At 47.5% G+C, this 12,421-nt stretch carries 12 protein-coding genes; all 12 read left to right on the forward strand.

The annotated features are described in order from the left end of the window. The first annotated feature begins 37 nt into the window (after positions 1-37). The 12 genes from D829_RS0104915 to dinG all read left to right on the forward strand — a co-directional run bounded on the left by D829_RS0104915 (position 38) and on the right by dinG (position 12,415). Positions 38-562 (forward strand): tetratricopeptide repeat protein, encoded by a 525-nt coding sequence (locus D829_RS0104915; protein ID WP_017687733.1) that lies wholly within the window; start codon positions 38-40, stop codon positions 560-562. 80 nt (positions 563-642) lie between these two features. Next, positions 643-1,446: a 4-hydroxy-tetrahydrodipicolinate reductase gene (dapB, locus tag D829_RS0104920; protein WP_017687734.1), complete on the forward strand. Its 804-nt coding sequence runs from the start codon at positions 643-645 to the stop codon at positions 1,444-1,446. A gap of 11 nt (positions 1,447-1,457) precedes the next feature. Then, positions 1,458-1,898 (forward strand): methylglyoxal synthase, encoded by a 441-nt coding sequence (mgsA, locus tag D829_RS0104925; RefSeq protein WP_017687735.1) that lies wholly within the window; start codon positions 1,458-1,460, stop codon positions 1,896-1,898. Then, positions 1,895-2,593 carry a bacillithiol biosynthesis deacetylase BshB1 gene (gene bshB1, locus D829_RS0104930; protein ID WP_017687736.1) on the forward strand — a complete coding sequence of 233 codons (699 nt, stop codon included), beginning with the start codon at positions 1,895-1,897 and terminating at the stop codon, positions 2,591-2,593. Before mgsA ends, bshB1 begins: the two co-directional genes overlap by 4 nt. A 99-nt stretch (positions 2,594-2,692) precedes the next feature. Next, positions 2,693-3,853 (forward strand): N-acetyl-alpha-D-glucosaminyl L-malate synthase BshA, encoded by a 1,161-nt coding sequence (gene bshA, locus D829_RS0104935; RefSeq protein WP_017687737.1) that lies wholly within the window; start codon positions 2,693-2,695, stop codon positions 3,851-3,853. A 62-nt stretch (positions 3,854-3,915) separates the two neighbouring features. Continuing rightward, entirely contained in the window at positions 3,916-5,214 is a 1,299-nt protein-coding gene (locus D829_RS0104940) for a CCA tRNA nucleotidyltransferase (RefSeq protein WP_026081005.1), read from the forward strand. Next, the gene (locus tag D829_RS0104945; protein ID WP_017687739.1) at positions 5,201-6,178 is read left to right on the forward strand and encodes a biotin--[acetyl-CoA-carboxylase] ligase; all 978 of its coding nucleotides are present in this window, start codon (positions 5,201-5,203) and stop codon (positions 6,176-6,178) included. Before D829_RS0104940 ends, D829_RS0104945 begins: the two co-directional genes overlap by 14 nt. Positions 6,179-6,522: 344 nt before the next feature. Further along, positions 6,523-7,401 carry a 3-methyl-2-oxobutanoate hydroxymethyltransferase gene (gene panB / locus D829_RS0104950; protein ID WP_017687740.1) on the forward strand — a complete coding sequence of 293 codons (879 nt, stop codon included), beginning with the start codon at positions 6,523-6,525 and terminating at the stop codon, positions 7,399-7,401. Then, complete coding sequence (panC, locus tag D829_RS0104955) at positions 7,398-8,294, forward strand: pantoate--beta-alanine ligase (protein WP_017687741.1); 897 nt, start codon at positions 7,398-7,400, stop codon at positions 8,292-8,294. The genes panB and panC overlap by 4 nt, the downstream gene beginning before the upstream one ends. Further along, the gene (gene panD / locus D829_RS0104960) at positions 8,287-8,670 is read left to right on the forward strand and encodes an aspartate 1-decarboxylase (RefSeq protein ID WP_017687742.1); all 384 of its coding nucleotides are present in this window, start codon (positions 8,287-8,289) and stop codon (positions 8,668-8,670) included. The genes panC and panD overlap by 8 nt, the downstream gene beginning before the upstream one ends. A 93-nt stretch (positions 8,671-8,763) precedes the next feature. Beyond that, positions 8,764-9,411, forward strand: coding sequence for a tetratricopeptide repeat protein (locus D829_RS0104965; protein ID WP_017687743.1), 648 nt, complete (start codon positions 8,764-8,766; stop codon positions 9,409-9,411). A gap of 142 nt (positions 9,412-9,553) precedes the next feature. After that, positions 9,554-12,415, forward strand: a complete 2,862-nt coding sequence (gene dinG / locus D829_RS0104970) for an ATP-dependent DNA helicase DinG (RefSeq protein ID WP_017687744.1) — start codon at positions 9,554-9,556, stop codon at positions 12,413-12,415. The last annotated feature ends 6 nt before the right edge of the window (positions 12,416-12,421 follow it).

A 12,421-nucleotide genomic window follows, 5' to 3' on the forward strand; every position in this document is an offset into this window, starting at 1 on the left:
ATGCTGTACCATCACCCGATCGGGGAGGGTCAGCTTAATGATGAAACCGGAAGAATATATGCAGCAGGCTTACCGCTGTATATTGCAAAATGATTTTGAGCAGGCGATTCGTTGGTTCGAGTCAGCCATTCACGCTCATCCAAAACATGCGGAGTTATATTATCGCTGTTCCATTACACACGCCCGCAGCAAACATCTGGTTCCAGCGCTTGAATATGCGCGCAAGTCGGTTGAATTGTCGCCAGGAACAGAAGAGTATATTTTACATCTGCAGACGTTGGAAGCAAAACAATTGACCTCCAGAGCGAAGTTGCTGTTGGAGCAGGCGGGTATTGCAACACAGGAGCGCTATGTGGAAGCGTCTACGCTTCTGCAAGAAGCGGTCAAACTTGATCCGCTCTCAGTGGAAGCTCATGTTATGCTTGCGCTGGCTTACAGTGATTTGAATGAATTTGACTATGCAATTCAGGCGCTGCGTGAGGCAATTTTGCTGGACCCACAGAATGGGCAACTGCATCAGATGTTACAGGAAATCAAGCAACGTATGAAATCCATTCAATAAGAATTCATTTTGCAAAGATTTCTTTCGAGTTGAAATGGATTCTACGATATGATCCAACATAGCGAGGAGATGCAGTCAATATGAGTGAAGTAATCAGAGTTGCCGTGATCGGAGCGGCTGGCCGTATGGGCCGTGAAGTTGTGAAATTGGTACTTCAGGACCCGGAATTGGAGCTTGCAGCGGCTGTCAACCGCTCCGGAGCAGGAACGGATGCAGGAACCCTTGTTGGTTTGCCAGAGTGTGGGGTGCTGGTGACTGATGATATCGAAATGGCTTTTGCCGAGACAAAACCTCAGGTTATGGTTGATTTTACAGTGCCTCAATATGCTTTTACACATACCGAGATCGCGATCCGTCATGGAGTCAGACCTGTCATGGGTGTTACCGGCTTTACGCCGGAGCAGATTGAACAGTTGGACAAGCAATGCCAGGACAAAGGAATTGGAGGGCTTATTGCCCCTAACTTCTCGATCGGTGCCATTTTGATGATGCGATTCGCAGCACAGGCTGCCAAACATATGCCAAATGTGGAGATTATCGAATATCACGGGGATCAGAAGCTGGATGCTCCTTCCGGAACAGCGATCAAAACTGCCGAACTGATTGCTGCCAATCGTGAAGAACTTCGTCAGGGTAACCCAAATGAGGAAGAAACCATTGAAGGATCTCGCGGCGGTTATTACAACGGCTTCCGAATTCACAGTGTACGATTGCCTGGCGTATTCGCGCAGCAGGAAGTTGTTTTCGGAGACTATGGACAGTCACTCAAAATTCGGCATGACTCCTACGAGCGCGCAGGTTATATGCCTGGTGTTAAGATTGGTGTGCAAAAGGTTATGGAATATACAGGAATGATCTACGGATTTGACCACTTTATCGACTAAAGGAGATTGTCATGTTGAAAATAGCATTTATCGCCCATGATCGTAAAAAAGAAGAGATGGTTAACTTCGTGACGGCATATGAGCCTGTTTTTACGGACCATCAATTATATTCTACAGGAACAACAGGCCTTCGTATTATGGAAGGCACGTCGCTGAAGATTCATCGATTCGAATCAGGCCCACTGGGCGGAGATCAGCAGATTGGAGCTTTGGTTGCGCAAAATGAGATGGATCTGATTATTTTCCTGCGTGATCCACTGATGGCACAACCTCACGAGCCGGATATTAATGCGTTGTTGCGTCTTTGTGATGTGCAGGGAATTCCACTTGCCACCAATATCGCAACCGCTGAGATTCTGGTTAAAGCTCTGGATCGTGGTGATTTTGCCTGGAGAGAGCTGGTACATAAATACAAGCCGGAGGCTGGATTGAATTCGGGTGATTCCGAATGAGTCTGGATATTCTCATCTTTGGAGCACATGCAGACGACGCGGAGATTGGTATGGGTGGAACGATTGCCAAACATACCGCTGCTGGCTTGAAAGTAGGCGTGTGTGATCTGACTCGTGCTGAGATGTCTTCCAACGGAACAGTAGAGAGCAGAACCGAGGAAGCGGAGCAAGCCTCCCGCGTCCTCGGTCTTTCGTGTCGAACGAATCTGGGGCTTCCTGATCGTGGCTTATATCTTACTCCTGAACATGTACAGGCGGTGACGGCTGAGATACGACGTCATGCCCCTCGGATGGTGTTTGCTCCGTATTGGGAAGATCGTCATCCGGATCATGTCAATTGCAGTAAGCTTGTGCAGGAGGCTGTATTTAACGCCAAGCTTCGCAACTACATGCCGGACATGCCTGCCGTGCAGGTGAAGGAACTTTATTTTTACTTTATTAATGACATCGGGCCTACGGATTTGATTGTCGATATTACGGAACACTATGAGCAAAAAGAAGCATCATTGCTCTCTTATCGTTCCCAATTCGAAGTGGGAGACGGAGCGGTCTCGACGCCATTGAATCAAGGGTATATTGAACGTGTAAGAGCCCGTGATTCCTTGCTCGGACAACGCAGTCTCATCCCGTTTGCAGAAGGTTTTGCTACAATTACACCTTACGTGGTTCATCAATTTGGCTCAGGTGCCCAATAAACGATTTCACATTTTACGTTTAATGAAACGAAGGGTTTCATTATTCCATTGCATTATATCAACCTGCATGAAGCGGGAGATCAAAGGAGCGTCCACAGGATGGATAAAAAGCTAAAAATCGGCATCACCTGTTATCCGTCCCTCGGCGGGTCTGGCGTTGTCGCAACGGAACTGGGCAAATTACTTGCCGAACAGGGGCATCAGGTTCATTTTATTGCCAACAGTATCCCGTTCAGACTGGGTACGTTCCAGAAGAATATTTTTTATCACGAAGTTGAAGTCAATGATTATTATGTTTTTCGTTACCCTCCGTATGACCTGTCACTGGCAACAAAGATGGCTCAGGTGGCTAAGTCACAGCAGCTCGATCTACTGCATGTTCACTATGCCGTGCCACACGCAGTATGTGCCTTTCTTGCGAAACAAATGGTAGGGGATGGCCTTAAAGTAGTTACCACGTTACATGGAACGGATATTACGGTTCTGGCTCAGGATGAATCTCTGAAGGATCTGATCCGTCTAGCCATTAATGAAAGTGACGCGGTTACTGCCGTATCACAAGATTTGATTCGAGAAACAGTCGAACTGCTGGATATTCAGCGCCCAATCGATCTAACCTATAATTTTATTGACAAACGAATATATTATCCGCGGGATGCTGCCAGTCTGCGAAGAGACTTTGCTGCGCCCGACGAAAAAATATTAATGCACATCTCCAATTTCCGACCGGTGAAGAGAACTCAGGATGTGGTAGAGGTCTTCCGTCAGGTACAGGAGCAGGTTCCTGCCAAACTGTTATTTGTTGGTGAAGGACCTGATTTGCCGAAGATGCAATGGAAAATTAATGATCTCGGGTTGAATGATAAAGTTCATTTCCTTGGCAAACAGGATGACATTGCTCAGGTCATTTCCATGGCAGACGTGTTGATGCTTCCATCGGAGAAGGAAAGTTTCGGACTTGTGGCGCTCGAAGCAATGGCTTGTGGCGTACCCACAATCGGTTCACAGGCCGGAGGAATTCCGGAACTGGTCTTACATGGTAAGACGGGTTATTTATCCGCGATCGGGGATACACAATCCATGGCCGAGAACACCATCCGTTTGTTGACGGACGAACGTTTGGCGGCTGAGTTCAGGGAAGCATGTCTTCAGCGCGCGCATCACGACTTTTGCAATGATGCTATTCGGCATGAATATGAACAGATATATTACCGGGTGTTGGGAAGGGAAGTTCCGAATCTGAAGCCGGTTTGCGGTTAATCATTTCTTTGACGAAATCATACTGTGCATACCACAACTGGCAAGAAAAGAGGTGATATGTGGTGGTTCAATGGACACAGGTAGATCGTGAAATGGCAATGCAAAGTGAGAATGTACTCACAACATTAAACAAACATGGCTACAAGGCATATTGGGTGGGTGGTTGCGTTCGTGACGAATTGCTGGAACGAGTTGTAGACGATATGGATATCACGACATCTGCTTCTCCTCAGCAAGTCATGGAACGGTTTGATGATTGTATTCCTACAGGTTTGCAACACGGTACGGTTACCGTTCGTTCAGGCGGTTATTACTTTGAAGTTACCACATTTCGAACAGAATCCGAATATCAGGATAACCGCAGACCTGCTGCGGTTCAATTTGTTCAGGATATCAAGGAAGACTTACAGCGGCGCGACTTCACGATGAACGCTCTTGCTATGGACGTCACTGGGACAATCGTTGACCCGTTCGGTGGACAGGCAGATATCAAGGAAGAGCGAGTCAGATGTGTGGGTTCTGCGATGGAACGATTTGGTGAAGATGCACTGCGGATGCTCCGCTGTGTCCGGTTTGCTTCCGTATTTGATTTCAAAATTGCCCATAACACGTGGAAGGGTCTTGTAAGGCAGAAAGACCTGCTTCAACATATAGCAATGGAACGGGTACGTACCGAGATGGTAAAAATGATGTCTGGACCGCATCCTTTAAGAGGGTTGGAGCTGTTATACAGAAGTGATTCCCTTGCGCATATCAAAGCGCCGGTAAGCTCGACCCGATTTAACAAGATGTTGTTATCCAATTTGGAACAATTGTCAGGTCAGCATGTGTTGCTTCGTTGGTCACTCATCCTGATTGCTGGCGGTTATAGCAAGGATGAAGCAGATGTATTATTACGTCAGTGGACATTCTCCAATGAACATCGTTCTCGTATAACAGGGGTCCTTCAGGTGGAACAGTTGATTCATACTTCCGTGCAGGAGCCGAAGGATACGGTCAGTCTCCGTTCCGATTGGATCGTTACTGTTCTGGCTTGTGGCGTTCAGGCGGCGGATGATTGGCTTCGAATACAGTCTACACTGCCAGCAGGATGGCGGAATCAGTCCGAACAGGCAGAAATACAGGTTGTTTTGGTTCAAGAGCTTGCAGGCGAATGGAGTCAATCGATCCCTGTGCATGACTTGAAAGAGTTGGATATTACAGGGGAACAAGTGTTACAAATGGTGCAGCGCAAAGGCGGGCCTTGGCTGGGGCAACTAATGAAACATTTGTTACGAGAAACGGCGATTGGAACGATAGCGAATCAGCATGAAGCACTAAGTGCAGAAGTGAAGCGGGTGGTTCAAGATGACCAAACATGAAGATCTGTTACATATGTTATTAAATGCAGAAGGACGATTCGTATCGGGTGAAGAGATCAGCCGTAATCTGTCCATCAGTCGGACCGCTGTGTGGAAACATGTGAACAAGTTGCGAGACATGGGTTATGAGTTTGAAGCGGTATCCCGCAAAGGATACCGTCTGGTAACGAAGCCGGATAGCATTGACGCTACTGGCCTCCAATTGGCCCTGGATACAACCGTATTTGGCCGTAAGGCTGTTTTGTTGGCTTCGACCCTGTCTACGCAAGGGGATGTTCTCAAGCTAGCTGAGCAAGGGCAGGCAGAAGGCGCTGTGGTCATTTCGGAAGAACAAACAGGAGGAAGAGGACGTTTCGGTCGACAGTGGTTCTCTCCTCCGGGTAAAGGAATCTGGATGAGTGTCCTGTTGCGCCCTGCCCTACCACTTCAGCATACGCCGCAGCTAACTTTATTAACAGGAGTGGCTGTATGTCGTGCCGTTCGAGCTTGTACAGGAGCTGATGCAGGCATCAAATGGCCAAATGATCTGTTGATTGATGGACGCAAGGTATGTGGCATATTGCTTGAATCTACCGTGGAAGATCATGAAGTCAGATACTGCATTGCAGGTATAGGTGTTGACGTGAACTTTGATCCCGAGGATTATCCGGAAGATCTGACCACAATCGCTACTTCGCTCAAGATGGAGACGGGGCAATCCGTTGATCGCACCAAACTAACGGCTGCCATTTTGACGGAGCTTGAACAGTTGTATTTTTTGTATCAAAAAGAAGGATTTGGCGTGATCTCAGCTCTATGGGAGGCCCTGTCCGTATCGATGAATCGAGAGATTACAGTGACGAATCCTCATGGTGTCATTGAAGGGAAGGCAATCGGTCTTGACCCTTCTGGAGCACTTATCGTGGAGAAGCACGATGGAGAACATACACTAATCATCTCTGGTGAGATTTCCTGGAAATCATAAACAATTTGTCGAATTTTCACTGGTAAAATGAACATAAGACGTGAAGTTTGAGCAGAACTTTGGTATACTGTGTTCGTGAGGCGATATCGGCTAATGCAGACCGAATTGCACTCCCGTAACAGTAGCCTTTGTTCTGCTTTGATGTGTTTTATACAAGCAGACCGCAGTGCAAGAATGAAATACGTTTAAGTGAGTTGTTGGATTCTGCTCTGAGCCGAAGAGGACCGAGACAGAAGGGACGATCGCAAGTGACTCTTTTTTGACTTTTCGGGACTTTTTAGTGGAAAACTAAAAGGTTTTTTTGTTGCGTTTATTTGAAAAGAAGAAAGGAGCCATGACAGAAAATGGCGAACAAACAACCGATGAATATTGTGAAAATGAAAAAATACAAGCAGGATGGCGTGCCGCTCAGTATGATTACGGCTTACGATTATCCAACAGCACTTCTTGCAGAGGAAGCAGGCATCGATCTGATCCTCGTTGGCGATTCACTTGGCAATGTAGTGCTCGGTTATAACTCGACGCTTCCGGTGACCATCGACGACATGGTGTACCACACACGTTCCGTAGTACGCGGGGCTGAGAAGACGTTTATTGTGGCTGACATGCCTTTTATGACGTATCATGGCAGCGTGGATGAGACGCTTAAGGGTGTACGTCGACTGATGCAAGAAGGGCATGCCCATGCGGTTAAAATGGAAGGCGGAGTCGAAGTAGCCGACACCGTCAGAGCAGTCGTACAAGCAGGCGTGCCTGTTCTTGGACATATCGGACTGACACCTCAATCGGTTAATCAGATTGGTGGTTACCGCATTCAGGGCAAGGATGCAGCAGATGCGAAACGTCTGATGGACGAAGCCAAAGCCTTGGAAGCTGCAGGCGCGTTTGGCATTGTGCTTGAACTGGTTACGGAAGAAGTTGCACGGGCGATCTCGGAGGAACTGTCCATCCCTACCATCGGAATTGGAGCAGGACGAGGCTGTGATGGTCAGGTACTGGTATTCCACGATGTGGTTCAATACGCCTCTCCGTATACGCCCAAACGATTTGTCAAAACCTATGGAGATGTGGGTACATTAATCAGAACGAGCATCGAAGCTTACGTGAAAGAAGTGAAAGATCGTTCGTTCCCGGCCGAAGAGCATGTATTCAATGCGGCGGATGGTGTTCTGGATCAACTGTACGGCGGACAACGCAAGGAAAAGGTGGGGAGTAACTCATGAAAGTATTACGGACAATCGCAGAGTTAAGACAGGAACTAAGTTTGAAGCGTCAAGCGATTAGGTCCAGTGCATCCGTTGTAGGTCTGGTACCGACAATGGGTTATCTTCATCAAGGTCATGCAAGCTTGATGCAGGCAGCCAGACAACAGAGCGATATCGTGGTATTAAGCATATTCGTTAATCCGATTCAATTTGGCCCTAATGAAGATTTTGACAGCTATCCGCGGGATGAAGCCAGAGATGTGGAAACAGCACGCTTACAAGGAGTGGATATCGTATTTATTCCCTCTGTGGAAGAGATGTATCCACAGGCAACGCAAACGACGGTATCTGTCTCAAAACTGACGGAGCGCTTATGTGGCGCTTCCCGTCCGGGGCATTTTGACGGGGTAACGACCGTAGTCTCCAAGCTCTTCAACATCGTACAGCCACAGTGTGCATTTTTTGGTATGAAAGACGCTCAGCAGGTTGCGGTCATTCAACAGATGGTGAATGATTTGAATATGCCTGTAGAAATTGTACCCTGTCCAATTGTTCGCGAAGAGGATGGCCTTGCCCTCAGTTCACGTAATGTCTATCTTAGCACAGAACAGCGTATACAGGCGTTGGTTCTGTCGAAGGCACTGCGCGCAGCTCAGCAAGTCGCAGATTCAGGTGTAGCTATAAACGCAGCAGATATCCGTCGTATTCTGCGCGAGCAGATTGCAACCTCACCGCTTGCCGTTATCGACTACGCCGAGATTCAGGCTTTTCCAAGTCTGGAGCCGCTCGCAGATCAGGAGGAAGTTCAAGGACGTGACGATCTGCTCATCGCACTTGCGGTAAAATTCGGAAAAACAAGATTGATTGACAATATAAGGTTGCAAAAATCGGAGGTACTGTCCCATGTTTAGAACACTGATGAAATCCAAAATTCACCGGGCCACGGTAACGGAAGCCAACTTGAACTATGTGGGTAGCATTACCATAGATGAAGACTTGATGGAAACATCGGACTTGATGGAAAACGAAAAAGTGCAAATTGTGAACAACAACAATGGTGCACGTCTGGAAACTTATGTGATTCCAGGACCACGCGGAAGTGGGGTCATATGTCTTAACGGCGCAGCTGCACGTCTGGTACAGCCTGGAGATAACGTCATTATCATTTCTTACGCCATGATGTCGCAAGAAGAGGCAAATACTCACAAACCAACCGTTGTATTTGTAGATGGACAGAATAAACCTGTACAAACGATGAAACAGGAAGTCCACGCCACAATTATGTAATCGACTGGTAAGGAGAATGAAATCGGCCCTTGAAGCAAAAAATGAGTACAGGTCACTGCACTAATCCATTTTTTCAAGGGTGGGGATGCATCGATGTTCCAGCATGTTTTCGCAGAAATGAACGACATGTTAGATGAAATTATCAAGAGCTATCCTTCCGCTGAAGGCCTGAACAAACAAGAATTGCTGCAAAAGTGGAACTTGCTTAAGCGGATGAGTGACGGAATGCTGGATGAATGGCTGATGTTTGAAGAAAAGATGAGCCAGGTGAGGGAGCGGGAGATGGATAAGCCTGCTTCCCTTGAACCGGAACAGGAAGCTGTTACCGCTCTGCCTGAACTCCATCTGGAATGTTTCAGTCGAGGTCAGGGATATTTCAAGTTACAGATGTATCCGCAGGCGATCATGCAGTTCTCCCGGGTTGTGACCGACCATCCGGAGAGTGCATTGACTCGTTTTTACCTGGCGCTCGCGTATCTGAATCTGGAACAAATGGCGGAAGCCGGGACACATTTGCAGCAGATCATGTACCTTCAGGGTTCACCTCGCTTAAAAGGGCTTGTGTGTAACGCCCTGGGCTGTATTCAAGCAAAGCTTGCGAATCCCGAAGCTGCATGTTCACTCTTTGCACAGGCCCTTCAGTATGACCCGACATTGACCGAACCACTGTACAACATGGAAGCTTGCAGGTTGAACAGGGGAAAATTGCAATATGCTAATCAGCTGACGACCCTTCATTAAGCGGGAATTCGGCGACAAAAAAACGGTGTTCCCTCCTTTGGCATAGCGGCGGGGACACCGCTTTTTTGTCAGTTAATTTTCAAATCCCCTTTTTTTTGCTATGCTGTAACATAGACTGGAATGGAAGGGACCGTACATTGCAATGAAATTTGCCGTATTGGATTTCGAAACAACCGGCACGCAGTCCGACGGTGAGATTATACAGGCCGGACTTGCCATCATAGATCATGACTACAGCATAACTCAAATATATAGTTCTTATGTGAACCCTGGTGTACCGATTCCCCCGTTTATTTCGGGGTTGACGGGTATTACCGATGAAGATGTGGCGGACGCTCCTTCACTCGAAGAGATGATGATGGAGATGGTTCCGCTGCTTAATGATGTGGTGCTTGTTGGACACAACGTCGCTTTTGATTTTCACTTTTTGCAGAATGCTCTTGACCGTTGCGGTTATTTGCCGTTCACTGGCCGCATTCTGGACACGATTGATTTTCTGAAGATTACATTCCCATCATTAGGTTCTTATCAACTCGGTTATGTGTCTTCTGAATTTGGATTTCAACATGATCGCCCTCACCAGGCAGACAGTGATGCACTGGCGACAGCCTATGTGCTGCTCAAGTGTCTGGACGAGTTAAAGGAATTACCGCTCATAACGATTCAGCGCCTCAGTGACCTGTTTGCACCAGAAGACAGTGACTTGGGTTGGTTTTTGGACGGAATGCGCGGTGAGAAGGAAGCAGAGCCGATTCAGGATCTGGACGGACATACCTATTATCGTCAGCTTGCTCTTAATGTAAGTGATTGGACCGATATAGGTGCACCACGCGATGAGCGGGAGGCTAACCCCCTCGATGGTGTAAGCTTCGAACAGTTTATGGACCAGGTTCGGGAGAACCTGAAGGATACGCTGGATCATTACGAAGAGCGTGAAGCGCAGACTCAGATGTTCAGCAGTGTAAGGCAAGCCCTGGATGAAGAGAAACATCTCTTGATTGAAGCAGGAACAGGCACTGGTAAATCTCTGGGTTATCTGTTGCCTGCTATTTACGAAAGTGTGAAGCAAGAACAGAAAGTTATGGTCAGCACGCATACGATCAACCTGCAGGAGCAATTGAGAGAGCGGGACATTCCGATGCTGACTCAAGTGGTTCCATTCCCGTTTAAGGCTGCTGTATTCAAAGGACGTGGACATTACCTGTGCCTGCGCAAATTTGAACACAAAATCAATAAACGTGAATTCGCCACACCAAAAGAGGATTATTTCACAGCCGCTCAGATGATCGTCTGGCTTACGCAGACCGAAACCGGAGATGATGAGGAACTTAACCTTAGCGGACGCGGAGGGGACTTCTGGGAGACGGTACAGAGCGAATCCGAGTCATGTTTGGGAAGATCCTGTCCATGGTTCCGTAAATGTTTCTACCATCGTGCCAAACATGAGGCCGGGTTGTCTGATATCGTAATCACCAATCACTCCAAATTATTTACGGATGTAAAAGCCGCGCATCAGCTGCTGCCAGCCTATGAGAGTCTTGTGATCGATGAGGCACATCATCTGGAGGATGTCGCTGGTAAACATCTTGGAATGCATATGAAATATTTCACCTTGGTTCACACACTGACCCGCCTGTTTAAAGACAGTCGTAATGGTCAGCTGCCTATGCTTCGTTCGCAGTTATCCGGGCATGAAAATTCGGTGCAATGGGGCTCCATGGTGGATCAGATGTTTCCGCTCGCTCTTGAAGTTAAGGAGCTGTGGGATCGTATGAGCGATGCCTTGTTCGGTCTGTTGCCTGAACGAAGTGATGCTTCACCCGGAGAGACGGGGCAATTTTCACTGCGTCTGAAAGCATCTCAGAAACCTGCAAAATGGCAGGAGTTGCAGGATCTGGAGAACCAGATCTATGTGACTCTGGGCGATTTAGTTCGCAAAGGGGACAAATTGCTGCTTGAGGTGAAAGAAGATCAGGATGATTATCAATCGGATAGTCTGATCACTGACATTACAGGACTGCTGAAAGATCTGACCACATTGAAGGAGAATCTACGTTTCTTCATGCGAATGGATGATGCCAAAACGGTGTACTGGATGGAAGCCAGCGGCCAGTTCCGCAGCAAATCTCTCCAGCTGTATGCCGTACCTGTAGATGTCAGTGCACAACTTAAGGATTTGTTTTTTGACAAAAAGAAAAGTGTTGTGCTTACATCGGCGACGCTTTCGGTAGATAAGTCATTCCAGTTCATGATTGAGCAGCTTGGCTTACAGGAAGCCTCTGAGAATAATAGGTTGTTAACATCAATGCTGCCATCACCTTTCAACTATCGCGATCAGGCACTTCTGGTGATTCCGCGTGATTTCCCGAGTGTGAAGGGAAGTGTGGGTGATGCACACTTTGTTAATATGCTGGTGCAATCACTCGCAGAGACGGCAATTGCCACGCGTGGACGCATGATGGTTCTGTTTACTTCATACAAGATGCTGCGACAGGTCTATGATCCACTGAAGGAGGCACTGTCTGGTAACGACATCTCGTTGCTTGGGCAAGGCGTTGACAGTGGAAGTCGTTCCAAATTGACTCGAAGGTTCCAAGATGCCAAAGCAACGGTACTTCTGGGCACAAGCAGCTTCTGGGAGGGTGTAGATATCCCGGGAGAGGCGCTAACCTGTCTCGCTATTGTGCGACTGCCTTTCCAGCCACCGAATCATCCGTTGGTAGAAGCCAAGAGTGAGTTGCTTCAGGAACAAAAGAAAAATCCGTTCATGAAACTGTCCGTGCCACAAGCGGTCATTCGTTTCAAGCAAGGATTTGGCCGATTGGTGCGTACAGCAAAGGACAGAGGAATTGTCATTGTTTATGATACACGGGTGATTGAAGCGTATTATGGTAAATTCTTTTTATATTCATTACCTGGTCCCAAAATGGAGCATATGCTCACGGAGCAGATGGTTCCACGAATTACCGAGTGGTTGGAAAAACCTGCTAATGAACAAAAATAATGGTTG

It is taken from the genome of Paenibacillus sp. PAMC 26794 (assembly GCF_000316035.1).
Taxonomy (GTDB): Bacteria; Bacillota; Bacilli; order Paenibacillales; family Paenibacillaceae; genus Paenibacillus.

Bases quoted from the DNA above. Each gene is read 5' to 3' on its own strand.
- D829_RS0104915 (WP_017687733.1), top strand. From the start codon at position 38: ATGATGAAACCGGAAGAATATATGCAGCAGGCTTACCGCTGTATATTG.
- dapB (WP_017687734.1), top strand. From the start codon at position 643: ATGAGTGAAGTAATCAGAGTTGCCGTGATCGGAGCGGCTGGCCGTATG.
- mgsA (WP_017687735.1), top strand. From the start codon at position 1,458: ATGTTGAAAATAGCATTTATCGCCCATGATCGTAAAAAAGAAGAGATG.
- bshB1 (WP_017687736.1), top strand. From the start codon at position 1,895: ATGAGTCTGGATATTCTCATCTTTGGAGCACATGCAGACGACGCGGAG.
- bshA (WP_017687737.1), top strand. From the start codon at position 2,693: ATGGATAAAAAGCTAAAAATCGGCATCACCTGTTATCCGTCCCTCGGC.
- D829_RS0104945 (WP_017687739.1), top strand. From the start codon at position 5,201: ATGACCAAACATGAAGATCTGTTACATATGTTATTAAATGCAGAAGGA.
- panB (WP_017687740.1), top strand. From the start codon at position 6,523: ATGGCGAACAAACAACCGATGAATATTGTGAAAATGAAAAAATACAAG.
- panC (WP_017687741.1), top strand. From the start codon at position 7,398: ATGAAAGTATTACGGACAATCGCAGAGTTAAGACAGGAACTAAGTTTG.
- panD (WP_017687742.1), top strand. From the start codon at position 8,287: ATGTTTAGAACACTGATGAAATCCAAAATTCACCGGGCCACGGTAACG.
- D829_RS0104965 (WP_017687743.1), top strand. From the start codon at position 8,764: ATGTTCCAGCATGTTTTCGCAGAAATGAACGACATGTTAGATGAAATT.
- dinG (WP_017687744.1), top strand. From the start codon at position 9,554: ATGAAATTTGCCGTATTGGATTTCGAAACAACCGGCACGCAGTCCGAC.